General features: G+C 65.1%; 22 protein-coding genes. 4 read left to right on the top strand and 18 right to left on the bottom strand.

Features of this window, described 5'->3' with window-relative positions; translation table 11 throughout:
• Nucleotides 1–18: 18 nt before the first annotated feature.
• The 8 genes from T31B1_RS07295 to T31B1_RS07260 form a co-directional block, all read right to left on the bottom strand.
• Complete coding sequence (locus tag T31B1_RS07295; RefSeq protein ID WP_353248835.1) at nt 19–1692, bottom strand: choice-of-anchor I family protein; 1674 nt, start codon at nt 1690–1692, stop codon at nt 19–21.
• A 96-nt stretch (nt 1693–1788) separates the two neighbouring features.
• The gene (locus T31B1_RS07290; RefSeq protein WP_353248834.1) at nt 1789–3078 is read right to left on the bottom strand and encodes a putative porin; all 1290 of its coding nucleotides are present in this window, start codon (nt 3076–3078) and stop codon (nt 1789–1791) included.
• 274 nt (nt 3079–3352) lie between these two features.
• Entirely contained in the window at nt 3353–4672 is a 1320-nt protein-coding gene (gene phoR, locus T31B1_RS07285) for a phosphate regulon sensor histidine kinase PhoR (RefSeq protein WP_353249592.1), read from the bottom strand.
• Between the two features lie 21 nt (nt 4673–4693).
• Entirely contained in the window at nt 4694–5389 is a 696-nt protein-coding gene (phoB, locus tag T31B1_RS07280) for a phosphate regulon transcriptional regulator PhoB (RefSeq protein ID WP_353248833.1), read from the bottom strand.
• 80 nt (nt 5390–5469) lie between these two features.
• Nucleotides 5470–8079 (bottom strand): aminopeptidase N, encoded by a 2610-nt coding sequence (pepN, locus tag T31B1_RS07275; RefSeq protein WP_353248832.1) that lies wholly within the window; start codon nt 8077–8079, stop codon nt 5470–5472.
• 88 nt (nt 8080–8167) lie between these two features.
• The gene (locus T31B1_RS07270; RefSeq protein ID WP_353248831.1) at nt 8168–9289 is read right to left on the bottom strand and encodes a beta-ketoacyl-ACP synthase III; all 1122 of its coding nucleotides are present in this window, start codon (nt 9287–9289) and stop codon (nt 8168–8170) included.
• A gap of 98 nt (nt 9290–9387) precedes the next feature.
• Nucleotides 9388–10803 carry an alpha/beta hydrolase family protein gene (locus T31B1_RS07265; RefSeq protein ID WP_353248830.1) on the bottom strand — a complete coding sequence of 472 codons (1416 nt, stop codon included), beginning with the start codon at nt 10801–10803 and terminating at the stop codon, nt 9388–9390.
• Between the two features lie 17 nt (nt 10804–10820).
• On the bottom strand, nt 10821–11207 hold the full coding sequence (locus T31B1_RS07260) for a hypothetical protein (protein WP_353248829.1): 387 nt from the start codon (nt 11205–11207) through the stop codon (nt 10821–10823).
• A 99-nt stretch (nt 11208–11306) separates the two neighbouring features.
• Here T31B1_RS07260 and T31B1_RS07255 point away from each other — a divergent pair, with 99 nt between their 5' ends.
• Nucleotides 11307–11744 (top strand): alpha/beta hydrolase, encoded by a 438-nt coding sequence (locus T31B1_RS07255; RefSeq protein WP_353248828.1) that lies wholly within the window; start codon nt 11307–11309, stop codon nt 11742–11744.
• On the opposite strand, the gene T31B1_RS07250 is transcribed toward T31B1_RS07255, so the two are convergent.
• On the bottom strand, nt 11692–12825 hold the full coding sequence (locus T31B1_RS07250) for a quinone-dependent dihydroorotate dehydrogenase (RefSeq protein ID WP_353248827.1): 1134 nt from the start codon (nt 12823–12825) through the stop codon (nt 11692–11694). The two genes, T31B1_RS07255 and T31B1_RS07250, sit on opposite strands and share 53 nt — an antisense overlap.
• Nucleotides 12826–12899: 74 nt before the next feature.
• Here T31B1_RS07250 and dusA point away from each other — a divergent pair, with 74 nt between their 5' ends.
• The 3 genes from dusA to T31B1_RS07235 are packed head-to-tail and all read left to right on the top strand — an operon-like array spanning nt 12900 to nt 15295.
• Nucleotides 12900–13919, top strand: coding sequence for a tRNA dihydrouridine(20/20a) synthase DusA (dusA, locus tag T31B1_RS07245; protein WP_353248826.1), 1020 nt, complete (start codon nt 12900–12902; stop codon nt 13917–13919).
• Nucleotides 13919–14533 carry a peptidylprolyl isomerase gene (locus tag T31B1_RS07240; protein ID WP_353248825.1) on the top strand — a complete coding sequence of 205 codons (615 nt, stop codon included), beginning with the start codon at nt 13919–13921 and terminating at the stop codon, nt 14531–14533. Before dusA ends, T31B1_RS07240 begins: the two co-directional genes overlap by 1 nt.
• Before the next feature lie 21 nt (nt 14534–14554).
• Nucleotides 14555–15295, top strand: coding sequence for a UDP-2,3-diacylglucosamine diphosphatase (locus T31B1_RS07235; RefSeq protein ID WP_353248824.1), 741 nt, complete (start codon nt 14555–14557; stop codon nt 15293–15295).
• Nucleotides 15296–15373: 78 nt separating this feature from the next.
• On the opposite strand, the gene T31B1_RS07230 is transcribed toward T31B1_RS07235, so the two are convergent.
• The 9 genes from T31B1_RS07230 to trpB all read right to left on the bottom strand — a co-directional run bounded on the left by T31B1_RS07230 (nt 15374) and on the right by trpB (nt 24795).
• The gene (locus tag T31B1_RS07230; RefSeq protein ID WP_353248823.1) at nt 15374–16165 is read right to left on the bottom strand and encodes a ferritin-like domain-containing protein; all 792 of its coding nucleotides are present in this window, start codon (nt 16163–16165) and stop codon (nt 15374–15376) included.
• Nucleotides 16165–17352, bottom strand: a complete 1188-nt coding sequence (locus T31B1_RS07225) for an O-succinylhomoserine sulfhydrylase (protein WP_353248822.1) — start codon at nt 17350–17352, stop codon at nt 16165–16167. The genes T31B1_RS07230 and T31B1_RS07225 overlap by 1 nt, the downstream gene beginning before the upstream one ends.
• Nucleotides 17353–17599: 247 nt before the next feature.
• Nucleotides 17600–19111 (bottom strand): amidophosphoribosyltransferase, encoded by a 1512-nt coding sequence (purF, locus tag T31B1_RS07220; RefSeq protein ID WP_353248821.1) that lies wholly within the window; start codon nt 19109–19111, stop codon nt 17600–17602.
• 13 nt (nt 19112–19124) lie between these two features.
• Nucleotides 19125–19658 (bottom strand): CvpA family protein, encoded by a 534-nt coding sequence (locus T31B1_RS07215; protein ID WP_353249591.1) that lies wholly within the window; start codon nt 19656–19658, stop codon nt 19125–19127.
• A gap of 76 nt (nt 19659–19734) precedes the next feature.
• A complete protein-coding gene (locus T31B1_RS07210; protein ID WP_353248820.1) occupies nt 19735–20463 on the bottom strand; it encodes an SPOR domain-containing protein in 729 nt (242 codons plus the stop codon).
• Between the two features lie 36 nt (nt 20464–20499).
• Nucleotides 20500–21816 (bottom strand): bifunctional tetrahydrofolate synthase/dihydrofolate synthase, encoded by a 1317-nt coding sequence (folC, locus tag T31B1_RS07205; RefSeq protein WP_353248819.1) that lies wholly within the window; start codon nt 21814–21816, stop codon nt 20500–20502.
• A complete protein-coding gene (accD, locus tag T31B1_RS07200; RefSeq protein ID WP_353248818.1) occupies nt 21813–22718 on the bottom strand; it encodes an acetyl-CoA carboxylase, carboxyltransferase subunit beta in 906 nt (301 codons plus the stop codon). The genes folC and accD overlap by 4 nt, the downstream gene beginning before the upstream one ends.
• Complete coding sequence (gene trpA, locus T31B1_RS07195) at nt 22715–23551, bottom strand: tryptophan synthase subunit alpha (protein WP_353248817.1); 837 nt, start codon at nt 23549–23551, stop codon at nt 22715–22717. Before trpA ends, accD begins: the two co-directional genes overlap by 4 nt.
• A complete protein-coding gene (gene trpB, locus T31B1_RS07190) occupies nt 23548–24795 on the bottom strand; it encodes a tryptophan synthase subunit beta (protein WP_502950935.1) in 1248 nt (415 codons plus the stop codon). Before trpB ends, trpA begins: the two co-directional genes overlap by 4 nt.
• Nucleotides 24796–24797 lie beyond the last annotated feature (2 nt).

The raw sequence follows: 24797 nt of genomic DNA, 5'->3' as shown, positions 1-24797 counted from the left end.
GGCGCGGGCGCGATCGGCTCAGTCGCCGGTCGCGGGGACCGTCTCAAGCCGGTAGAGCGTGGTGGATCCGCTGACCTCATTGCCGACCGCCAACAGCGCGCCGGCCCTGTCGGGGCTGTCCTCGGCATCGATGAACACGATGCTCTCCGGACCGAGGTCGCCGGCGTCACCGGATCCCGGCTCGATCGTGAGATCGCGGTTGTTGATATAAGCCACGAACGACGGTTCGGCCGGCTCGGTGATGTTATAGACGACGAACCCGCTCATGCGTTCGAAGCCGATGAATGCATACGAACGGCTTCCGACGCGCCCGTACGCGAGCGCCTCGGGTTCCGGGCCCTTGTTGTCGGACCGATCGTCCCCGTCGTTATCGGTATTGTCGGCGTTGAAGCCATCGCCATAGCGCGCGCCGGTGATGCGCTCGAAGTCGTCACCCGAGTCGTAGACCAGCGCGCCGCTATCGGCTCGCCGGATCGAGAACGAACGCGCACCAAAGGCATACAGCCCGTCGTAGAACTCAACGCCGTCGGCGGACTCGCGCCCGCTCGCGCCCAGCATGCGCGTGACTTTCAGATCGCCCAGCGCCGCATCGGCCTGCAGAGCCTCAGCGTCACCGAAACTTACCGGGTCGAGCGCCAGATCCTTCACATCGGCCTCTTCGCTGAAGCCGTCGTAGTCGCGGGCGTCGCCTTCGTTGGCGGTGAGCAGATACCGCGTGCCATCGGCTTCGAACACGGCAATGGTATCGGGCTGGTACATACCGAACACCGGGACGCTGCGTATGTTGAATCCGTCCTCGTTGCTCGGGTCAATGCCCTGGCCGGCCACGCTGTGATCCTTGTAGCCCAACGGGTTGATCGCGGTCACGCTCGACGAGGCCAGGTCGATTACCGCCACGGCATTGTTTTCCTGCAGGCTCACATAGGCGGTCGTGCTGTCATCGGCCACGGCAATATATTCCGGCTCCAGATCCTGGGCCACGCTCGCGCCGGGGCCGAAGATCCGCACGCCCTGCGCGCGCAGTGCATCGGCTCGATCGTTGAACGCTTGGAAACCGATGGTGGTCACCGACGGGGTCTGAAAACCGCCGCTGACATCGATCACGCTGATCGAGCCGTCCGGATCTCGGCTGTAGTCGTCGTCGGGTTCGCCTTCGTTGGCCACGAGCACGCGCTGCCCGTCGGGCGTGAAGGTCACCATGTCGGGCAGCGCGCCCACCGTAGCCTCGCCGAGCCGGCTCAGGTCGCTGCTGTTGTAGAACACGACATGGCCGGGCGCCTGGGCGTCGGCATTCTCGATGGCGACGGCCACCGTGGTGCCGGCGACCGCTACGCTGTTCGCCGAGGCCCCCTCGGCCGTGGCGTCGATCTCGCCGATTTTCAGAATGTTGTCGACGTCGCTGATATCCAGCACGTCCACCGTACGCGCACTGGAATTGACCACGAACAGGCGGTTCAGGCGCGCATCGTGGGCCACGATTTCCGCCGCGCCCGCGTCGAAAGCGAACGGATCGACCTGATACCGCCCGGCCTGTCTGATCGCAAGCGTAACCGCGGCGGGGGAACCATCGATGTCATCGGCCTGGCCCGGCCCGGCGGCAACGCGGTCGTCACTGTCGCTGCAGCCAGCCACGACGACGCAAAGTACGGTGGCTGCCACACAGGCCGACCACCGCCAAGTTTGAATGTACATGGGTTGATCCTGGATATGGGGAAGACCGGGGTATGACCCGGGTCGAGCATCGGAACATGCGACGGCCGGGCGGCGGGTTCGCCGCCCGGCTCATCGTCAGAACTTGACCGACAGATCGGCCTGGAGGATCTGCTCGTCCAGATCGATCGACTTGCGTTCGGTGTTGTAGTAATCCAGACCCAGCTCAACGACATCGGTCAGCGCATAGGCGCCGGCGATTTCATGGCCTTTCATATCGGTCGCCCCGCCCAGCCGGTCCGAGTCCGGAAAGATATCGGGCACGGCGTTGGCGTCCAGATCTGCATAGATGTACTTGAACGACCATCTTTCGATGCCGACTTTCGCACCGAAGGCGAACCCGGTGTCCTCGTTCGTGTCCGTCTCGGTATTGAGCAGGTATTCGCCGATCAGCGACGCCTTGCCACCGGCGAACTTGGTGCCGAGTTCGCCGTTGACGTTGACGATACCGAACTGGTCGTCGGTATTGGTGCCCGCACTGTAGTCGGGGTTGAATGTCCCTGGCTGGGCGGTGTTCTCGAAGCCGTACCAGGTACCGGCCAGCGTGGCGAACACATTGCCGCTGGCCAGCTGCTGGCCGAGCTGGCCGTAATACAGATACGGGTCGCTGTTGTTGCCGCCGAATTCGTTGAGCACCCACAGGCCGCCGTTGGCGAAACTCTCGCCGAGGGCGTTGTCGAAGTTCAGGCGCGCGGACACACCCTCGGGGTTGATATCGCCGTCCCACATGACGTCGGTAGGGATCCACAGATAATCGCCGAACTTGAACTTGCCCGCGATGGCAGCGAAGTAGTCGGTGAACTCGTACTGCGCATAAGCGTAGTCGAGGTTGATCCCCTTCGAACTGAAGTTGTCACTGAAGGTCTGGTTGGTCGAACGCGGATCGGACCCGCCGCTGGCCAGGCCGGCACCGACCTCCAGACGATCCATCGGCGTGGTGATGATCCCAAGCCGGTAGCGTACGCGGCCCCGATTGCGATCGATATTGTTGCCGGCAGCGTTCTCCCGGCCACTGTTATCACCGTACTGGTAGCGCAGACGGATATCGCCCTTGAGCTTGATCTTCGATGCCCACTCCATTTCAGCGAGCTTGTCGTCGACCCGCGCTTCCAGCGACGCCTGATCCGCCACCGGTCGCGCGCTCTGCGCGTGTGCCTGCTGCTGTTCGTCGTCAGCCGCGGCGGCCTTGAGCTGGTTGTACTGGGCCTGTGTGATGCTACCGTTGTCGCGCATCATCTGGATGAGCTGCATGGTCGTGTCACTGGCCATCGCCGGGCCCGCGAACATCGAGGCCCCGACCAGGGCCGTAGCCCCGATCAGTCCGGATCGAGGCGCGATTGCGCCGAGCCTGTAAGGCGTGGTCTTCATTGGTTGTCTCCCTGGAAAATCGGCGGTTACAGCCGTCGGCGCGTCCCGTGGCGCCAACGGCACGCCGCGGAAGTTACCGCCGGCCTGAGACAACCGGATGACGTGCCGGTGACGGTTTCATGACGAGCACAACGCCCCGCCGACTGCGCACGATCGTCGCCAATCGAGCCCGCCGATCAACGCAGATAGCGCTGGCTCTGGGCGGTTATTCAGAGGGTGCGTCTTAAAACAGCGCGGACCGACCCTGGACGGCTTCGCCGCTGATGGCCGGCCGTCAGGCCGCGCGCTGGGACAGACGGCGCTGCGCGGGGAAATGACAGGTGAACACCGTGCCCTCGCCGGGGCGGCTGTCGATCCGCAGATCGGCGTCGTGGTGTTCCAGACAATGCTTGACGATTGCCAGACCGAGGCCGGTCCCGCCGGCACTGGCCTTGCGGCCCGCGTCCACCCGGTAGAAACGTTCAGTCAGGCGCGGCAGGTGTACGGCGTCGATGCCGGGCCCGTCGTCGGCGACCGAGAAATAGGCGCCCTCGTCGTCGGACCACCAGCGCACATGGATATGGCCCTCGGCGGGCGTATAGCGCACGGCGTTGGACAACAGGTTGGAAAACACGCTTTCCAGTTCGCTGGTGCGCCCGTACAGGGACAGACCGGGCTCGAGATCGGTGACGATGGTATGGCCGGCGCCGGCCGCTAGACGGATATCGTCGACCAGGGACGTGACCATCGCCCCGACGTCCACCCGCTCCTGCCGCTGCTGAAGCCCTTCGGCCTCCACCCGCGCGAGCTTGAGCAGACTTTCGATGATGCGATTCATCCGCCGTGACTGCTCGCCCATCTCCCGAATCGGCGCGCGCCAGCTCGACAGTGCCGCGCCGTCGGCGGTTTCTTCTTCCATCATCTCGAGATAGCCGCGCAGCACCGTCAACGGAGTACGCAGTTCGTGCGACGCATTGGCGACAAAATCTCGCCGCGTATGTTCGAGCCGCTTCTGCTCGCTGATGTCGCGCGCAATCAGCAGACGCTGATTGTTCCCATAGGGGATCCGACGCAGGAGGATGGTGTCGGCTTCGTTGAGTGGCGACGGCATCTCCAGCTCCCCGCCGTCGCCCGGGTCGGCCAGATAGCTGGCGAAATGCGGATGACGAAGCAGGTTGGCGATTCGCTGGCCCAGATCCTGTGGCGTACGCAGCGCCAGCAGTGCCGCGGCAGCCTGGTTGAACCACACGATCCGGCCCTGTGAATCCAGAACGACCGCACCGTCCGGCAGCGCCGCGGTCGAAGCCTGGAATTCGTGGACGATGCTCTTCAAGCGCTTCTTGCGCTTGCGGTTGCGTTGCTTGAGCCGGTACAGCTCGGTATAGATTTCCTGCCATACGCCGAACCCGTCGGAGGGCTCGATACGATCCGAAGTCAACCAGCGGTGCAGCTGATAGGCATAGATCAGCTGCATGGCCAGATAGGCGCTCACGCCCAGCAGCACACACAGCAGCACACGTCCGACCAGCAAACCGACCACCGCGCTGACGGCAAGCCACGTCACGATGATCAGCGACTCGCGACGCCAGACGCGACGCACCCCCATCGAGGGCATGCTCACGGTGCGTCCACCGGGCTACATGCTCTTGCTGGAAAAGCGATAGCCGCTGCCCCGTACGGTCTGAATGAAGCCGTCGAAACCGTGCGGGGCCAGCGCCTTGCGCAGCCGACGGATATGCACATCGACCGTGCGCTCCTCGACGAACACGTTCTGACCCCAGACCCGGTCGAGCATCTGCTCGCGTGAATACACCCGTTCGGGATGGCTCATGAAAAACCGAAGCAGGCGGTATTCGGTCGGTCCGAGCTTGACCGGCGCCTCACCGGCGGCGACCCGCTGGCTGGCGGCATCCAGAACCAGGCCTTCCAGCTCCAGGGTTTCGTCTTCGCCGCCCGGCAGGCTGCGACGCAGCACCGCTCTGACCCGGGCGACCAGCTCCGAAGACGAAAACGGTTTGGTGACATAGTCGTCGGCGCCTATATTCAGCCCACGCACGCGATCGTCCTCGTCGACGCGCGCGGTCACCATGATGATCGGCATGTCCGCGCACAGCTCGTCGCGGCGCAGCTCGCGCGCGAATTCGGCGCCCGACACGCCGGGCAACATCCAGTCCAGCAGCATCAGGTCGGGACGCCGTTCGGCGATCGCCAGGCGTGCGCTCTGCGCATCCTCCGCCTCGGCGACCTCGAAGCCGGCACGCTCAAGAGCGAATCGAATCATGTCCCGGATTGGGGCTTCGTCTTCGACGATCAGCACGTGTTTATGTTGCATCTGGCTAGGTTTCATGACGGGTGACGTCGTAACGCTATGGCCTGCAGATGACAATAATATGACGATTCAGAGACACCGTCTCATCCGGCAGCGGCCGCCAGCCCCGAGTCCACGATTTCGCGTGTATTGGCCGACAGCGAGCGCTCGCTCAGCCTGTTGAGCTGTTCGCGCATGCCGTCGCGTTGCGGCGCGACATATCGGGCCCAAGGCGCCAGCAATCCGGCCAGGGCGGCCGCAAGCTGGGGATTGATCGCATCGAGCCGAACGATCTCGTCGGCAAGCAATCGATAGCCGCTGGCATCGCCGCGGTGAAAGGCCTCGACGTTGCCTCGGGCGAAACCGCCCAGCAGCGCTCTGACCCGATTCGGATTGGTGAAGTCAAAGCGATCGTCGGCCAGCAATCGTCGCACTGTGTCGGCGGCATCGTCGCGGCGCGTGGTCGCCTGTAGGCGCAGCCACTTGTCCATGACCAGCGGCTCGTCGGCCCAGCGCCGGGCGAAATCCGCCAGCACGCGCTCCCGCTCGGCCCCGGGCAGATCCCGTAGCGCGGACAGACCCGCCATGCGGTCGGTCATGTTGTCGGCGCGCTCGAAAGCATCCACGGCACGCTCGCGCAGGCCCGGCGCATCGATACGAGCCAGATAATCCAGCGCACACGCGAATACGCGTCGGCGCCCTGCGCCGGCGACATCGAAGACATACGGCTCGCACGCGGCGTGCTCGTCGGCCAGCCGTTCGAAGCGCGCACTGAAACGGCGCGCGATGTCGGTGCCGAGTTCACGCCGCGCCGCGCCGATGGCGGCCACGTCGATGCGCTCGAACTGCTCGCCGATACGCGCTTCGCTGGGCAGGGTGAGCATCTCGGCCAGCAGCGCCCGATCGTCGGGCGGGTTATCGAGCAATGTCTCGATCGCTTCAAACAACACCGCCGGTGCAGAGGCAGCGTCCTGGCCCGCGCTGCGCGCGCTTGCATCGGCGACCAGCGCCTCCAGGTAAAGCGCCTGGGCGGCATCCCAGCGCGATACCGGATCGCTGTCGTGGGCCATGAGCAACGCACGCTCGGTGTCGCTCTGCGCCTGCGACAGCTGGACCGGCGCGCTGAAACCGCGCAGCGCCGAGACGATGGGCGCCTCGTGCAGGCCCTCGAACTGCCACTCCTGCTCGGCTTGATTCAGCCGGAGCACTTCCGGGCCGCGAACGACTTCGCCGCGGTGATCGAACAGCGCGATCTCGACCGGCAGGTCGAAGGCCGGCTTGTCGCGATCGTCCGGGGTGTCGGGCGTATGCTGAGACAGGCGCAGCGTGAGCGTATCGGCGACATGATCGCTGTCCAGCCGCAGGTGCGGCGTGCCGGCATGTGCATACCAGCGGCGGAATTGCTCGAGATCCAGGCCAGTGGACTCCTCCATCGCGACAACGAAGTCCTCGATCGTCACCGCCTGGCCGTCGTGCTTGGCTAGGTAGTGGCGCACCGCCGCGATAAACGCATCGTCTCCGGCCATGCGGGCGATCATGCGAATGACTTCCGCGCCTTTCTCGTAAACGGTGATGGTGTAGAAATTGTCCATCTCCACATACGAATCGGGCCTGACCGGATGGGCGCGCGGGCCGCCGTCCTCGGGGAACTGGACTTCCCGTATGGTTCGAACCTGACCGATACGAGTCACCCCGGGCGAGCCCTGGTCAACGGCGAACTGATGCTCGCGATAGACCGTTAGACCCTCCTTGAGCGACAGCTGAAACCAGTCGCGGCAGGTGACACGATTGCCGGTGTAGTTGTGGAAATATTCGTGGGCGACAACATCGCGCACCAGGGCGAAATCCGCATCCGTGGCGGTGTCCTGGCGGGCGAAAACACAGGCCGTGTTGAATACGTTCAGGCCCTTGTTCTCCATTGCGCCCATGTTGAAACTGGACACCGCCACGGTGACGTAGCTGTCCAGATCGTATTCCAGGCCATAGGTGGCCTCGTCCCATGCCATGGCCTGCTTGAGCGAAGCCATGGCGTGATGGCACTGATCTTCGTTGCCGTGCTCGGTGTACAGCCTCAGGTCGACCTCGCGCCCGCTCCCGGTGGTGTAGTGATCGCGGATCAGGCCCAAGTCGCCGGCGACCAGCGCGAACAGATAACAGGGTTTGGCAAACGGATCGACGAACACCGCATAGTGGCGGCCGGGGTCGGTCGGGCCTGTCTCGACACAGTTGCCGTTGGACAGCAGCACCGGATAGCGGCTCGCATCGGCCTCGATACGGGTGCGATAACGCGCCATGACGTCAGGCCGGTCGGGGAAATACACGATCCGCGAAAAGCCGGTCGCCTCGCACTGCGTGCACAGGATATCGCCGGAACGATACAGCCCTTCCAGAGAAAGGTTGTGCTCCGGATCGATCGACGTCTCGACAGTGAGCGTGCACGCCTGCGGCAACTCGAACAGCGTAAGCCCGGTGTCATCGACGGCGTATTCCTCGTCGCTCGCCATTCTGCCATCGACAGCGATGGACACTAGCGTCAGTCCGCGACCGTCCAGACGCAGCGCGGGCCGGCCATGCGATGCCGGGTTTCGACGCATCCGATAGTCGCCACGTACCCGGGTCCGGTCGTCGCGGATATCGAAATCCAGTGCGACCTCGTCGATCAGATAGGTCGGCGGCTGGTAGTCAGCACGGTACTTGCGCAGGGTCTGGCTCATCGGCGATGCCCCTTGAGGACTGTCTAAAACGGGATCGGCCGCCGCCGCCGGCAACATCGGCGCGAAAGCCGCAGGCAGCCAGGCGAGGCTAGCGTCTGCGGACGATCACGCTGCCCGCGGAATAGCCGGCGCCGAAGCCGCACAGTACGCCCACGTCGCCGGCGACCATGTCGTCGGAGAACTTGTGGAACACGATCACCGGCGACGCCGAACTGGTATTGGCATACTCGGCCAGTACCGAGGGCATCTCGGCCTGACTGGCCTCGCGTCCCAGCACGCGTCGGCAGATCAGCGAGTTCATGTTGATGTTGGCCTGGTGCAGCCACAGCCGCTTGATGTCGTCAGCCGAAAGATCGTGCTCACCCACATGGTCGACGATCATCTGAGCGACCATGGGCGCGACTTCCTTGAATACGCGACGGCCGTTCTGAACGAAAAGCCGGTCGGCGTCGGTGCGCGGTTCGGTCTCGCTGCGGTTGAGAAAGCCGAAATTGTTGCGGATGTTGTTTGAAAACCGAGTCTGGAGACGGGTACCGACCACCTCGAAGCCTTCGCCATCGGCGACATCGTCGGCGTTTTCCAGCAGGGCGGCCGTGCATACGTCGCCGAAGATGAAATGGCTGTCGCGATCGCGGAAATTGAGATGGGCCGAGCAGATTTCCGGGTTGACCATGAGCACACGACGCGCGCTGCCGCTGCGGATCATGTCCGCGCCGGTCTGAATGGCGAACGCCGCCGATGCACAGGCGACGTTCAGATCGAACCCGAAACGACCGCCCCCCAGATACTGCTGCACCTCCACGGCAAGCGCCGGATACGGACGCGGCAGGTTCGAGCAGGCCACCAATACCGCGTCGATCTCGTCGGCGCTGCGGCCGGCCTGTGCCAGACAGGGCTCGATGGCTGCCAGGGCCATCTCGCACTGCAGCGACGGTTCGTCGTTACCGCGTGTACGGATACGCGGGTGCATGACGTCAGGGTCCAGAATGCCGGCCTTATCGACCACGTAGCGACTCTTTATCCCCGAGGCCTTGTAGATGAAATCCGCATTCGAAGGGGCCAGCGCTTCGCAACGCCCGGCATCGATCTCCCCGGCATGGTCGCGGTTGAAGCGCTCGACATAGGCGTTGAATGCCGTGACCAGTTCTTCGTTGGAGACCGACTCGGGCGGCGTATACAGCCCGGTCCCGGAAATGACGACGTTGTTCACCTGTTACCCCTTCACTTGATCGATGCCTGGCATGTCGGCGGGTATTCTCGCGCGCGCACCCGCCTGCCACAACCTCGCGGCATAAGAGCGCGCCGGTGCTACCGAGCGCCGATCAACCCCGTTTCTCGCAGCGCGCGCTCGATGAATGTATGCCCGCCCGGTTCCTGGCGTACCGACAGATGCGAGCCGTGATACCAGTGAATAGCCGGGCGCTGCCAGTGCTGCCATAGATCCAGCGGCTGTTGCGGCGAAACCAGCTGGTCGGCGGTTGCTGCGAATATATAGCGGCGCTCGCGGGCCACTGCGCAGGCGCGATACATCGGCGATACAGGCGCCAGTAGCGCGCTCAACCGGCCCTGATCGATTCCTTGCGCCTCGATATACTGGCGATGCAGCAACGGCATGTGATCCCAGATCGTCGCGGGAATATCGGTCAGCGGGATACCCGCGATCACGCACGCCAGCGACGATTCGACGCTGGCCAGCAGCGCCGCGTTGTAACCGCCGAGGCTGTAGCCCAGCGCGCCTACTTCGGCACCCGGCTGCTCGACGCGGATCCATGCCAGACATCGGCGGATATCCCACAGCGCCTGGGCCTGGGCATGTAGCAGGTCGACCATGGGACCATCGAAAAAATGCCCGCCCGTGATACGGGCAATGCTGCGCGGGCCGTGCAGCGGCAGGATCGGCATCATCAGATTCAAGCCCAGCCGTTCGTGCAGATAGCGTACGCCGAACAGCGACAGATCCAGCCGATCCACGCCCATGCGATACCCATGGATACAGACAAGCCAGGGCCGCGCACGGCCGGGGTGACGGAATACGCGGGCCGCCATGCGATCGTTGACGCGATGCGCGCGCCAGCGCGCCGCACCGGGCAACCCCGGGTCGGGCACGTAGCCGCTATCGAAGGTCAGCCACTCGAACTCGCGCCCGGCGGCACGGCGCCGGCGAATATGCGGTGCCGAGGGTGCTGCGGGCGCAGCGACCAGCCGGTCGGCCAGATCGTAGGTGCCTCGACGATTGCGGATCGCGCCGAGCGCCTGGACTTCCTGCGCATCGCGGGCAACGTCGTCGCCGACGGGAATACGCGCACAGGTAACGAAAAAACCGAGTAGCGCTTCATCCGTGGCTGCCTTGCGCCAGATTCGTGGGCCGGCAACGGGCACCGGCACGCCGGCCGGCAGCGCACGCTGTCGCAGGACCGTATGTCCGCAGGTCAGAAACGATCCCGCCGCGGCGACGAACAGCCCCAGCCCCTCGACGATGCCCGTGCCCAGCATCAGCGGAACCGAACCGAGTGTGCCGACCAGGCTCGCCAGTCCCAGGTAATGGGTCAGGTAGCGGTCGCCGGGCCACAGGAGCAGACCCGCGCCGGTGGCGAGTATCACCACGCCCGGCACGGTCGCCAGCAGCCACACGACCACCCCATGGTCTGACGCCACGGCAAGCCAGTACAGGCCGGCGATCAGGGGAATCAGCGCACATACGAACCAGCGCGGCTGGGTTCTCATCGGCGCGTGGCGACGGTTCAACGCGTCGTCCAGGCGAATACCGCAACCGTGACGAAAACGCCGGCCAGCAGAATCTGGCCCCACCACCATCGGCGGTGACGTTTTTCCAGCAGCCAGGTAGCCAGGGCGGCGGTTGCAGTAAACAGACCGAGCAGGCAGGTGATCTGAACCACGTGGCCGAAGCCGCCGCCTGCGTTTTCGACCAGCTCCGGATACGGCCACATCATCAGGCACACCACGGCATACAGCAGCGCCATGAGCGCGCCGATGCCCAGCAGTATCCAGTTAATGAATGCGAGAATCTTCAGCGTCGGCTCCGGCCCGGGGATCGGCACGCCGCCGCAAAAGCGGCATCCTGCCAGCAATGGATGGCATAGTACGCCCGCATTCCGACCAGCGTCCATTACATGTCCGATTCCTATGTAGGTTCATCCGCCCCCGGTCCACGCGTGGTCTTCGCACACGGAAAGGAAAGCGGCCCCTGGGGTTCGAAGATTCGTCACATGGCCGACGTCGCGCGGGCCCGCGGATTCGCCGTGGACAGCCTGGACTACAGCGACCTGATGGATCCCCGCGCCCGCGTGGCACGGCTGATCGAACGCGCGCCCACCGGCCTGCCGCTGGTACTGGTCGGCTCCAGCATGGGCGGCTATGTCAGCGCCATGGCCTGCGAACGACTCGCGCCGTCAGCCCTGCTTCTGCTCGCCCCAGCGCTCTATCTGGACGGGTATCCGGGTGAGCCGGTCGGTTGCCCTGCCGACACCGAAGTGATCCACGGCTGGCACGACGACATCGTACCCTTGAGCTCAAGCCTGGCGTTCGCACGTGCGCGCGCCGCCAGCCTGCATGTCGTCGACGACGGTCACCGGCTGGCCAACAGTCTGGGCTTCATCGGATCGATCCTCGACCGGCAGCTGTCGCGTGTGCTCGATCGCGGCTGACGACGCCGGCCTGAGCGACCACGCGTCGGCGCGCCTGCCACTGCGCGGCGGCCGCGGCACATTCCCGGATCAGCGCCGGCCCGCGATAGATCAGCCCGGTATAGATCTGTAACGCGCTCGCGCCGGCTTCCAGTTTGGCCAGGGCGTCCTGGGCGCTCTGAATACCGCCGACACCGATGATCGGCACCGCCTCGCCGAGCCGCGCATGCATGGCGGCGATCACCTCGGTGGCCCGTGCGCGCACCGGCACCCCGCTAAGCCCGCCGGCCTGGTTCCGCCAGCGCAGCGGCAGATCGGCCCGCCCCGTCGTCGTGTTGGTCGCGACCAGTGCATCCATCCGGTGCCGAACGAGCAGTTCGGCCACCCCGTCCAGAGCCGCATCATTCATGTCCGGCGCTATCTTGACCGCCAGCGGCAGGCGCCGGCCGCGTGCCTCGGCCAGCGCGTCGCGGCGCGCAACGAGACTGCCCAGCAATGCGTCGAGATTTTCGCGCGACTGCATGTCGCGCAGCCCGCGGGTATTAGGCGACGATACGTTGATGGTCACATAGGACGCGATGTCGTAAACCGCCTCCAGACAGGCCAGATAGTCATCGACGGCACGGTCGGCCGGCGTGGATGCATTCTTGCCGATATTGATGCCGATCACGCCATCGAAGCGCGCCGCGCGGACCCGTGCGACGAGCGCCTCGACGCCGTCGTTGTTGAACCCGAACCGATTGATCAGCGCACGCTGGTCAACCAGCCGGAACAGGCGCGGCCGGTCGTTGCCCGGTTGGGCCACCGGCGTGACCGTACCCAGTTCGAGAAAGCCGAAGCCTATCGCGGCCAGGCCGTCAATACAGGCGCCGTCCTTGTCCAGCCCGGCTGCCAGCCCGATCGGATTGGCCAGGCGAAGTCCCATCAATTCGAGCGGCGCCGAGGGCACGCGTCGGCCGTAGACACGTCGAGCCAGGTCGGCATGACGGGCCAGTGCGCTCAGCGTGAGATGGTGCGCACGCTCGGGCTCCAGGGCAAAAAGACCGGCTCGGGCGAACGCATACATAAGGCTGACTTCCTGGCGCGATATCGGGCCGGCCATTGTGCCGCCGTGCCGGGCCGGTTGCGAGCCTGCCGGGCACTGCCCGGCTCGCCAGAGTTTGCGATAATACCCGGATGAATGATTCGCACACGCAGCGCGTCACACCCGGCGCGCGACTGTCGATTGCGCCGATGATGGCCTGGACGACCCCGGCACAGCGCTATTTCATGCGCCAGATCACTCGGCGTGCGCTGCTGTATACCGAGATGGTGACCACCGGCGCGCTCATCCATGGCGATACCGGGCGCTTTCTGGCGCACCATGCCGACGAACACCCGGTCGCATTGCAGTTGGGCGGCAGCGAGCCTGCCGCGATGGCTCATTGCGCACGACTGGCCGAGGACGCCGGTTTCGATGAGGTGAATATCAACGTCGGTTGCCCTTCGGACCGTGTACAAAACGGCGCGTTCGGCGCCTGTCTGATGGCCGAGCCCGCGCGGGTGGCCGACTGTGTAGCCGGGATGCGCGCCGTGGTATCGATCCCGGTCACGGTCAAGACACGTATCGGCATCGATCACCAGGACAGCTTCGCGTTCCTGCACGAATTCACCGCCCGGGTCGCCGAGGCCGGCGCCGATCGCTTGATCGTTCATGCCCGCAAGGCATGGTTGACGGGTCTGAGCCCGAAGGAGAACCGGGATGTGCCACCGCTGGATTACGAACGGGTCCATGCCCTGGCCCGGTGTTTCCCAGCGCTGCCGATGAGCATCAACGGCGGCATCGTCGACCTGAATACCGTCGACACCCAGCTGGGCCATGTCGACGGTGTCATGATCGGTCGCGAAGCCTATCGCAACCCCTTCCTCATGGCCCAGGTCGACCGTCGGTTGTTCGGCGTCGCCGCTGCGCCACCGTGCCGGGCCGGCGTCGTCGCTGCCATGCGGGGGTATATCGCCGATCATCTGGCCGCCGGCGGCGCGCTCAAGGACGTCACCCGCCACATGCTCGGCCTGTATCATGGCCAGCCTGGCGGTCGTGGCTGGCGGCGCGTGCTCTCCGAGCAGGGTCATCGTCGCGACGCCGATCTTCGCGTGCTCGACGCTGCACTGGCCGAAGTCGAGCCCTTTCATGCCGCCTCGGAGGCCGTCGCCTGATGAAATTTCGTTCCCTAATCCCTGTCGCCCGTCTGCTCGCAGCCGGCCTGACCGTTTTCGCCGCCGCGGCGGCCCATTCCGCGACCGGCGATGCCGGCACCCCGACCAGTAAGGAAGACCCCATGGTTGTCATGCATACCAATCTCGGCGATATCAGGATCGAGGTATTCGAGGACGACGCGCCCAAGACGGCCGCCAACTTCATCCAGTACGTCAAGGATGGTTTCTATGCCGGCACCATCTTCCATCGCGTGATTCCCGGCTTCGTGATCCAGGGCGGTGGCTTCGACGAAAACTATCGGCAAAAGTCCACGCGCGATCCGATCAGCAATGAGTCCGACAACGGCGTCGACAACGATCGGGGCACGCTGTCGATGGCACGCACCAACGATCCGGATTCCGCAACGTCGCAGTTCTTCATCAACCTGTCCGACAATGCGCCGCTCAACGCCGGCCGTGGCCGCCCGGGTTATGCGGTGTTCGGCAAGGTGACCGACGGCATGGACGTCGTCGATCGTATCGCCGATGTGCAGACCGGCTCCGCCGGGCCGTTCCGTCAGGACGCCCCCCAGGAGATGGTGGTCATCGAGTCGGCGGAAGTCGTCTCCGAATAGCCCGTATCGCAGGCCGGCCTCGTGGCGGTTCATCTGCTTGCCGACGTGCATCTGCGCGACGGCAAAGACCCAAATGCGGCGCGCCTGATAGGCTATCTGGCGGGTCGGGCGCGCCATGCCGAGGCGGTCTATGTATTGGGCGATCTGTTCGACGTCTGGGTCGGCGACGACGGTTCCATCGCCCCGCATGCCGCGGTGCTCGACGCCTTCGCCGAGCTGGCCAGCCACGGGGTCGCACTGTATTTCATGCGGGGCAACCGCGATTTCGCGGTGGGCGAGGCCTTCGTCTCGGCCAGCCGACTGCGCATCCTGGACGATCCCTGCGTCGTCGATCTGGCCGGCGAGCCGACCCTGCTGTCTCATGGCGACATCTTCTGCACAGACGACACAGCACACCAGGCCTTTCGGGCCCGATACACCAATCCACGCTGGCGCGCCCGGATGATGAGGCTACCGCTCTGGCTGCGACGACGCATTGCCCGACGCGCGCGGCGTCGGAGCCAGGCCGGCAAGCAAATCAAGGCCAGTCAACTCATGGACGTGAACTACGACGCCGTACGCCAGGCCATGCAAGCCTACGGCGTGCGCCGGCTCATTCACGGCCATACCCACCGGCCGGCGACCCACGAGGTGGCGCTGCCGACGTGCACCGGCGAGCGAATTGTCTTGGCGGATTGGCGGCCGGATCAGGCCGAAGTGCTTCGTATCGATGATCGGGGCATTCACCGCGATTCGCTCATCGAAGCCGGCGGCGGCTCCTGAATGCCCGCCTCGTCGGGCGACTTGACCGGGCGCTGACGATGTCTTGTGCGGATGAATGGTCCCCGGCGGCCGGGCGCCTCAGCGTCGCGCGCGCTCAACCAGCCAATCGAGTTCGGTCTCCGAGAACTTGGCTTGCCGGCGCGCGGGAAAATTGTAGGGCCCGGGCGGCCCGCCGTTCATGTATTCGTCCAGTAATGACGTAAAGGTCGCATCCGGGTCCAGCCCACGTGGTTCGGCACAATAGCGGAACCAGCGTGTACCGATCTCCACGTGCGGCACCTCTTCTTCCAGGATGATCTCGAACACCGCGACCGTTTCCCGATCGCCGGCCTGGCGCAGCCGCTCGATCATGCCGGGGGTGACATCCAGCCCGCGCGCCTCCAGCACGCGGGGCACCAGCGCCATGCGAATCATTACGTCGTGCGCGGTCTTGACTGCCATCTCCCACAGGCCGTTGTGAGCATCGAAGTCGCCGTAGGCCAGACCATGATCGGCCAGGCGTGCATTGAGCAGTTCGAAATGCCGGGATTCGTCGGCTGCGACCCGTAGCCAGTCGGCATAGAACGCCGCCGGCATGCCGCGGAACCGATAGGCGGCGTCCAGACCGAGGTTGATGGCGTTGAATTCGATATGGGCAACGGCATGGATAAGCGCTGCCCTGCCTTCGGGCCGGCCCAGGCCTCGCTTGGCCAGCCGCGCCGGATGTACAAGCGCCGGGCGTGCGGGCCGTCCCGGCACCGGCACGGCCTCGGGTGTACCGTCGGCGGTGGCCAGTTGGGCGCTGTCGGCGACGTGCAGCGCACGTGCCAACGCGCATTTCCGTGCCGGATCAGCTTCCATGAGCGCGGCATACACGTCCGACGGCGTCATTATTCGAGCCCGCGCGCCAGATCGGCGATGATATCGTCGACGTTTTCCAGCCCCACCGATACCCGAACCACCCCCTCGGTGATGCCGGCGCGCGCCCGATCGGCCTCGGAGATGCGTGCATGGGTCGTGCTGGCCGGGTGCACGATGGTGGTCCGGGTATCGCCCAAATTGGCGGTGATCGAGAGCATGCGCGTGGCGTTGATCAACTTGAACGCCGCGGCCCGGCCGCCGGACAACCGGAGCGACAGAATGCCGCCGAATCCGCCGGGCTGCTGACGGCGCGCGAGATCGTGCTGTGCGTGTGAGGCCAGGCCGGGATAGTAGACATGTTCCACACCCGGCTGCTCGCTCAGCCATTCGGCGACCCGCTGGGCCGAGATGCAGTGCGCGCGCATGCGCACTTCCAGCGTCTCGAGCGCCTTGTAGAAGATCCAGGCGTTGAACGGGCTCATGGTCGGGCCGCAGGTTCGCAAAAAGCGGAACACCCGATCACCCACGATATCTTCATCGCCGACCACGGCCCCGCCGAGCGCTCTTCCCTGCCCATCCAGGAACTTGGTCGCCGAATGGGTCACCACATGGGCGCCGAAGTCCAGCGGACGTTGCAGCGCGGGCGTACAGAAACAGTTGTCGACCACCAGCAACGCGTCATTGGCGTTGGCCAGGTCGGCCAGCGCCGCCAGATCGACGACCTCGGTCAACGGATTCGAGGGCGTCTCCACGAACAGCATGCGCGTGGCTGGCGTGATCGCGGCTTTCCAGCCCTCGAGATCTTCGGGCGAGACATAGCTCGTGCTGATGCCGAGCTTGCCGAGATAGTTGTTGAACAACCCGATCGTAGAGCCGAACAGCGTATGTGCGGCGACGATATGGTCGCCCGACTCGAGCGTGGCCAGACAGGTCGCCAGAATCGCGGACATGCCCGAGGCGGTCGCGACACACGACTGCCCGCCTTCCATCGCGGCGAGTCGTCGTGAGAACGCATCCACCGTGGGGTTGGTGAAACGCGAATAGATATTGCCCGGCGACTCGCCGCCGAAACGCGCGGCGCAGGCTTCGGCGGAGTCGAACACGAAGCTCGAGGTCATATGGATGGCGCTGCTGTGTTCGCCTTCGACGCTGCGCAGATTGGCGGCGCGCACGCCGCGCGTGGCGGTACCCCACTCCGGGTCGAAATCGTCGTTCATTGCTGTCTCCAGTGGCCAGGCGCGGGCTGTCGATGATCGCCCTGCACCGCGTGGCGGCTCGGGCCACAACCGGACACGAAAAAGCCCGCTGCGTAATCACGCGAGCAGGCTTGCTGTCCCTTGACCGTTTAGCCGTACTTATAGGGCGCCCGCAAGCTGTTTCAAATCGGCGCCCGCGCAGTATGAAACGCCCGGCTGCCACAGGCAACCGGGCCGACGCAGGCCGACCCGGCCATGCCTGAGCGCGCTACCCGTCGTTGTGCAGTTCGAGCACGGCGTTATCCTTGTTTCGACGATCTTCGCGCGCCGCGTCCGCCCTGAACAGCTCGAGCTGCTCGAGATAGGCCGCACTGATGTCGGCGGTGACATAGTCGCCCGAAAACACCGAGTCCTCGAAACGAGTCAGCTCGGGGTTGCCGTCGCTGACCGCTCGCTCCAGATCGGCCATGTCCTGATAGATCAGCCGATCGGCGCCGATGATTTCTGCGATCTCGTCTTCGGTGTGGCCGTGGGCTACCAGCTCGTGAGCGCTGGGCATGTCGATGCCATACACGTTGGGGTAGCGTACCGGCGGCGCCGCCGAGGCGAAATACACCTTCGCCGCGCCCGCCTCGCGGGCCATCTCGATGATCTGACGCGAGGTCGTCCCCCGCACGATCGAGTCGTCGACCAGAAGCACGTTCTTGTCGGCGAATTCCAGATCGATCGGATTAAGCTTCTGGCGCACCGACTTCGCACGCTGCTGCTGGCCCGGCATGATGAAGGTCCGACCGATATAACGGTTCTTGATGAACCCCTCGCGATACTTGACCTCGAGCTGGCTGGCGAGCTCGACCGCGGCGGTGCGACTGGTCGAGGGGATAGGAATCACCACATCGATATCGTGATCCGGCCATTCCCGTTTTATCTTCTCGGCCAGATAGGTGCCCATACGCAGCCGGGCCTTATAGACATAGACGTCGTCGATCACCGAGTCCGGACGCGAAAGATAGACATACTCGAAAATGCACGGCGAATAGACCGGATGATCGGCACACTGGCGGACATGCAACTGGCCGTCGAGCGTGATCACCACGCATTCGCCCGGGTTGATGTCATCGATGAGCTCGTAGCCGAGCGCGTCGAGTGCGACCGACTCGGAAGCGATCATGTAATCGGTGCCGGCTTCGGTTTCGCGCTTGCCGTAGACCACCGGCCGGATACCGTGCGGATCGCGAAAGCCAATCAGTCCGTAACCGGTGATCAACGCCGTCGCGGCGTATCCGCCGCTACAGCGCCGATGCACGGCGCCGACGGCTTCGAAGATATCGTCCGGACACAGTTCGAGCCGCTCTCCGCGCATCAGCTCGTGGGCGAAGACGTTGAGCAGGATCTCCGAATCCGAATCGGTATTCAGATGACGACGATCCGAGCGGAACAGCTCTTCTCCGAGCTGCTCGGCGTTGGTGAGGTTGCCGTTATGAGACAGACAGATGCCGTAGGGCGTGTTGACATAGAACGGCTGCGCCTCGGCGCTGGTCTCCACGCCGGCCGTCGGATAACGCACATGACCGACACCGGCGTTGCCCTGCAACCGCAGCATATGGTCGGTTCGGAAGACGTCTCGCACCAGGCCGTTGTCCTTACGCAGGAACAGCCGGCCACCGGCCGTGGTCACGATGCCCGCGGCATCCTGCCCCCGGTGCTGGAGAACGGTCAGCGCATCATAGAGTTCCTGATTGACCGGGGTGTGAGAGACGATGCCAACGATGCCGCACATAAGTAGGACCAGTTCAAGTCGAGGGTGTTCGAGAGGCCGGCGCCGCGCTGGGCGCATCGGGATAGGTCACCGCGGCGGCCAGATCCGGGGGCAGGAAATCGCGCGCCCACAGCGCGCCGGCTTCCAGATGTCCGATGAAGATCGATTGCTGCCACCAGTCGTCGCGCGGCACCGGGGTCACGCCGGCCAGCAGCACCAGCACCACGAGCACGGCAACGCCGCGGAGCACCCCGAATGCACCGCCCAGGGCACGGTCGGTGCCGGCGAATCCGGTCTGGCTGACCAGCCGGCCGACCAGGAAGTTGATCAATGCGCCGACGATCAGCACGGCGATGAAGATGACCACGAAGGCCACGGCCAACTGCGCCGAGGCCGAGGTAATCCATTGGGACAGGAACGTCGCGCCCGCTTCGGCGAATACGAACGCGACATAGAAGGCAAAGATCCATGTCGCAAGACCCACTGCTTCGCGCAGAAAACCGCGGAAGAAGCCGATGACCGCAGACAACGCGACCACCGCAAGTATGGCGATATCCACCCAGATCATCACACCCGCTCGTGCACGGTGTTGCGTTCAGGCGCCAAGTCTAGCAAACGCTGCGAGGCGCGGCCGCCGATACGGCTCATTCGGCCCGCTGAACGAGCGTCGAACGCCCTTGCTGCCGCAGGCGGGCCGCCACCGTCTGCGCCTGCGACTCGCTGTCGAAGGGCCCGATGCGCACGCGATACCACGTCTTGCCGTTGACATTGCCTGCCCGATAGAAGGCGCGATAGTCGGCGTTTAGCTGGGTGGCGAGGCGTTTGGCGTTGGCTTCGTCACCGAAACTGGCCACCTGGATCACCCAGCCACTGCCGTCGCTGCCTGTCTTGCGCAGCGACGTATTGGCTTGGGCAGGCGCAGTCGAAGATGCGGCGTTTGCAGAACTCGCGGCCGGTTCCGGCTCGGCCCGGTCGGGGGCCGGGGTTGCCGAAGCGGTCTGACGACTGTCGCTGCGACCGCCCTGAACCGGCGGCGTGTCGAACGACGCATCGTCGTCTGCGTCGTTGGTGGTATCGGCAGACGGAGAGACGGCCTGCGGCCGCGGCGCGCCGGTCGAGCCATCGACCGGCCCGGCGGCGGATTCGCTCTGCTGGCCGCGGCGCTTATCGGTCTGCTGGCCAGCCACCTTGGCCGCTTCGGAGCCGTCTGCGGGACGCGCCTGACCATCCGGCGTGACCTCGTAAACACGCATCGACGCGCTGTCGGCGCCCCCGTCGCCGTGCAGACAGCGAGCCAGCAGCAGCGGCAGTAGCACGCCGAGTATGACCAGCACGACTGCACCGACCACCCGTTTTTTCATGACGTCGTTCATTGGAGAATCTCTATGTCGAAACGGCCAGAGGTGTGTTCAAGACGTCTCGGTATGCACGACCGGCACCTGCTCCGCGACCGGTGGTGGCGCCATCGCACGTTCGGGACAGGCATGAGCAACCGTGAGAAAAGAGCCGCATACCACGATCCGGTCGCCCGGCGAGGCCTGGGCTCGGGCGGCTGCCAACGCCGCCATCGGCGTATCGAAACACTCTCCAACCAGCGCTGTGCGTTCGGCCAGCGCCGATGCGCTCAGCCCGCGGGGGCTCAAGCCGTCCAGCCCGGCCAGATAGAATCGGTCGGCAATACGACCCAGTCGCGCGGCGACGGCATTCGCGGGTTTGTCGGCCAGCATACCGAGCACCACTGCGGTCTCGCCTTCAACCGGTCGATCGATCAGTTCGTCGACGAGTACGGCGACCGCTTCGAGATTGTGACCGACATCGTAGATCACGACGTAGGGTCCGTCGACATACTCTCGCCGGCCCGGAAGCAGACGCTGCGCGCTGCAGGCCCGCTCGACCGCGTCGGCCTCGGGCAGCCGGTCGAACAGACACGAATAGACGGCGAGCACCGCAGCGAGATTGTCGGCTAGCACACCGGTTTGCGGCGCCAGGACGACGTCCCGTGCGTGTGCGTCCATCCATCGCCAGCGCCCGTTGTCACAGCGCGCCAGATCGAAAGATTCCCCGATCTTGAGCAGACGGGCACCCAGACGCTCGGCATGATCGGACACGCTATCGGGCATATCCCGATCGGCGCAGACCACAGGCCGGCCGGCGCGCATGATGCCCGCCTTTTCATGCCCGATATGGTGCCGGTCCGGCCCAAGCCAATCCATATGGTCAAGCCCGATATTGGTGATCAAGGCCACATCGGCATCGACGATGTTCACGGCATCCAGCCGCCCGCCGAGCCCGACCTCCAGCACGGTGTAGTCCACGCCGTAACGCTGGAACAGCCACAACGCGGCCAGCGTGCCGAATTCGAAATAGGTCAACGCGACGTCGCGGCGCGCGGCATCGACCGCCGCGAATGCCAGGCACAGATCCGCATCGCTGGCCGGCGCGCCGTCGATACGGACGCGCTCGTTGTAATGCCACAGATGCGGAGAAGTATAAGTGCCCACCCGAGCGTGATCGCCGAGCAGACTCTCCAGCAGGCGCGCGCAGCTGCCCTTGCCATTGGTGCCACCGACCACGACGGTTTGACGAGACGGCGGCAGACAACCCAGACGTTCGGCAACCCGACCAACCCGCTCCAGGCCGAGCTCCATCTCGCTGGCATGCAGCGAACTCTGCCAAGCCAGCCATTCGGCGAGATCGCGGTTTGTCGGCGCCGGGATTCGGTTCACGCGTCCTCGGCCGGTGCCGGCGCGGGCTCGACCGTCGGCGCGGCCGGCTGCTGGTGCATGAGCACCGCCAGCACCGAGTGAATACGCTCGCGCAGATGGCGGCGCTCGACGATCATGTCGATCGCACCATGCTCGAGCAGGAACTCGCTGCGCTGAAACCCGTCGGGCAGGGTCTGCTTGACGGTCTGCTCGATCACTCGCGGCCCGGCGAACCCGATCAGGGCCTCCGGCTCGGCGACGTTGATATCGCCAAGCATGGCATAGCTGGCCGCCACGCCTCCCATGGTCGGATGGGTCAGCACGGATACGAACGGCAGGCTGCGATCAGCCAGCCGGGTCAGCGCCGCACTCGTCTTGCCCATCTGCAGCAACGACAGCAGGCCTTCCTGCATACGCGCGCCGCCGCTGGCGGAAAAGAACACGAACGGGCAGCCGCGTTCGATAGAGGCATCCACCCCGCGAACAAACGCCTCACCGACGACACTGCCCATCGAGCCGCCCATGAACCCGAAGTCGAGCGCGCCCGCGACCACCGGCATCTGCCGCAGCGAGCCGCCCATCACCAGCACCGCCTCGCGCTCGCCCGAATCCTTCTGCGCCTGATTCAGCCGATCACGGTATTTCTTGCTGTCACGAAACTTGAGCGGATCCTTGGGCTCCAGCCCTGCGGCCAACTCTTCACGGTTATCGGCATCGAGAAACAGATCCAGACGCTTGCGCGCGCGCAGCCGCTGGTGTGCGTTGCACTTCGGACAGACCTGCAGCGAGCGGTCCATCTCGGCGCTGTAGAGCACGGCCCCGCAGTTGCTGCATTTGGTCCAGAGTCCTTCCGGGACTGTGTTCTTCTTCGCCGCACTGTCGTTTCGCATCTGCGACGGCATCAGTTTCTGCAACCAGCTCATGCGCGTCGTGCCTCTTTTGTTTGCATGTCCTGTTCATCGATCGCGGTTCGCATCGCGCCCAGCGTATCGCGTAAGGCCTGTTCGGTGGCGGCTCGGTCATCGCCTAGATCGGCGATTCGCCTGACCAGCGCGCTGCCGACCACCACGGCATCGGCTACGCGCGCCACGTCCGCGGCGTTGGCCGGCGTGCTCACGCCGAACCCTACCGCCACCGGCAGATCGCTGACCGCGCGGATCGCCTCGATCCGTTCACCGATCGACGATACGTCCAGACTCGCACTGCCGGTCACGCCCTTGAACGACACGTAGTAGATGAAGCCGCCGGCGTTGGCACAGATCCGCTCAAGCCGTTCGGCACCGGTGGTCGGCGCGACCAGACAGACCGCGTCCAGATCCGCTCCTCGTAGCGTGGGCATGATCTCGGGAGCCTCTTCGGCGGTCAGGTCCACGATCAGTACGCCATCAACGCCGACCTCGGCGGCACGTGCAGCGAATCGCTCCAGTCCGAAGCGGTCGATCGGGTTGAGATATCCCATAAGCACCACGGGCGTGCTGGCGTCTTCGCGGCGGAACTCCGCCACCATCTCGAGCACGCGCGTCAGGCTGGTACCGTGGGCAAGCGCGCGTTCGCAGGCAGCCTGGATGACCGGCCCGTCCGCCATCGGGTCGGAAAACGGCACGCCCACCTCGATCACGTCGGCCCCGGCAGCGACCAGTGCGTGCATGAAGCCCACTGTCGCGTCCGGGCTCGGATCGCCCGCGGTCAGATAGGGTACGAGCGCGGTCCGCCCGGCGGCGGCGAGTTCGTCGAATCGCTGGCTCAAACGGGTCACAGCGTGTCTCCGGCGGCCTCGGCCACGCTGGCCATGTCCTTATCGCCGCGGCCGGACAGGTTCACCAGCACGATCTGATCGGGCGACATGCGGGCGGCCAGCTTCTGGGCATAGGCCACCGCATGGGCGGATTCCAGTGCCGGCATGATGCCTTCGATACGGGTGCATTCATGAAAGGCTGCGAGCGCGGCGCGGTCGTCGACATCGACATAGTGGGCCCGACCGATATCCTTGAGCCAGGAATGCTCCGGGCCCACGCCGGGATAATCCAGCCCGGCCGAAACCGAGTGCGTCGCACTGATCTGGCCGTTCTCGTCCTGCATGATGTACGTCCGGTTTCCGTGCAGCACACCCGAGCGGCCGGCCGACAGAGGCGCCGCATGGCGCCCGCTGGCCACGCCGTCGCCGCCGGCTTCCACGCCATAGATGGCGACGCTCTCGTCGTCGAGAAACGGATGAAACAGACCGATGGCATTCGAGCCGCCGCCGACACAGGCAACCAGGGCATCGGGGAGCCGGCCGCAGCGATCGAGCATCTGTTGACGTGCTTCCCGTCCGATGATCGCCTGGAAGTCACGCACCATGGCCGGGTACGGATGCGGTCCGGCGACCGTACCGATGATATAGAAGGTGTCGTCGACATTGGCCACCCAGTCGCGCAGCGCCTCGTTGAGCGCATCCTTGAGCGTCTTGGAGCCGGAATCGACCGCACGAACTTCGGCGCCCAGCAGGCGCATGCGGTAGACGTTGGTGGCCTGGCGGCGCATGTCTTCGCTGCCCATATAGACCACGCATTCCATGCCCAGGCGAGCGGCGACCGTTGCCGAGGCCACGCCGTGCTGACCGGCACCGGTTTCGGCAATGATGCGCTTTTTGCCCATACGCTCGGCCAGCAGTGCCTGACCGATGGTGTTGTTGATCTTGTGCGCCCCGGTGTGATTCAGATCCTCGCGCTTGAACCAGATCTGGGCCCCGCCCGCCCGGGCGCTCAACCGCTCGGCCAGATAGAGCGGCGACGGGCGGCCGACATAATCGGCGAGATCGCGATCCAGCGCCGCCATGAACGTCGGGTCGTTGCGCGCCGAGTCATAGGCGGCCGCCAGCTCGTCCAGCGGCGCCATCAGCGTCTCGGCAACGTAGCGCCCGCCGTAAGGTCCGAAATGGCCGCGCGCGTCGGGCATGTTGCGCCATGCGTTGGCCAGGGGCGTCGGATCCACGGTCGGTTGCTCTGCTGTCGTCGCCATAA

This window comes from Salinisphaera sp. T31B1 (assembly GCF_040361275.1).
In the GTDB taxonomy this organism is placed as follows: domain Bacteria; phylum Pseudomonadota; class Gammaproteobacteria; order Nevskiales; family Salinisphaeraceae; genus Salinisphaera.
This window is presented reverse-complemented; position numbering and strand designations above follow the sequence as displayed.

Excerpts from the sequence above, each read along its gene's own strand:
- T31B1_RS07295 (WP_353248835.1), bottom strand. The coding sequence starts at position 1,692 with ATGTACATTCAAACTTGGCGGTGGTCGGCCTGTGTGGCAGCCACCGTA.
- T31B1_RS07290 (WP_353248834.1), bottom strand. The coding sequence starts at position 3,078 with ATGAAGACCACGCCTTACAGGCTCGGCGCAATCGCGCCTCGATCCGGA.
- phoR (WP_353249592.1), bottom strand. The coding sequence starts at position 4,672 with ATGCCCTCGATGGGGGTGCGTCGCGTCTGGCGTCGCGAGTCGCTGATC.
- phoB (WP_353248833.1), bottom strand. The coding sequence starts at position 5,389 with ATGCAACATAAACACGTGCTGATCGTCGAAGACGAAGCCCCAATCCGG.
- pepN (WP_353248832.1), bottom strand. The coding sequence starts at position 8,079 with ATGAGCCAGACCCTGCGCAAGTACCGTGCTGACTACCAGCCGCCGACC.
- T31B1_RS07265 (WP_353248830.1), bottom strand. The coding sequence starts at position 10,803 with ATGAGAACCCAGCCGCGCTGGTTCGTATGTGCGCTGATTCCCCTGATC.
- T31B1_RS07260 (WP_353248829.1), bottom strand. The coding sequence starts at position 11,207 with ATGGACGCTGGTCGGAATGCGGGCGTACTATGCCATCCATTGCTGGCA.
- T31B1_RS07255 (WP_353248828.1), top strand. The coding sequence starts at position 11,307 with ATGGCCGACGTCGCGCGGGCCCGCGGATTCGCCGTGGACAGCCTGGAC.
- T31B1_RS07250 (WP_353248827.1), bottom strand. The coding sequence starts at position 12,825 with ATGGCCGGCCCGATATCGCGCCAGGAAGTCAGCCTTATGTATGCGTTC.
- dusA (WP_353248826.1), top strand. The coding sequence starts at position 12,900 with ATGAATGATTCGCACACGCAGCGCGTCACACCCGGCGCGCGACTGTCG.
- T31B1_RS07240 (WP_353248825.1), top strand. The coding sequence starts at position 13,919 with ATGAAATTTCGTTCCCTAATCCCTGTCGCCCGTCTGCTCGCAGCCGGC.
- T31B1_RS07230 (WP_353248823.1), bottom strand. The coding sequence starts at position 16,165 with ATGACGCCGTCGGACGTGTATGCCGCGCTCATGGAAGCTGATCCGGCA.
- T31B1_RS07225 (WP_353248822.1), bottom strand. The coding sequence starts at position 17,352 with ATGAACGACGATTTCGACCCGGAGTGGGGTACCGCCACGCGCGGCGTG.
- purF (WP_353248821.1), bottom strand. The coding sequence starts at position 19,111 with ATGTGCGGCATCGTTGGCATCGTCTCTCACACCCCGGTCAATCAGGAA.
- T31B1_RS07215 (WP_353249591.1), bottom strand. The coding sequence starts at position 19,658 with ATGATCTGGGTGGATATCGCCATACTTGCGGTGGTCGCGTTGTCTGCG.
- T31B1_RS07210 (WP_353248820.1), bottom strand. The coding sequence starts at position 20,463 with ATGAACGACGTCATGAAAAAACGGGTGGTCGGTGCAGTCGTGCTGGTC.
- accD (WP_353248818.1), bottom strand. The coding sequence starts at position 22,718 with ATGAGCTGGTTGCAGAAACTGATGCCGTCGCAGATGCGAAACGACAGT.
- trpB (WP_502950935.1), bottom strand. The coding sequence starts at position 24,795 with ATGGCGACGACAGCAGAGCAACCGACCGTGGATCCGACGCCCCTGGCC.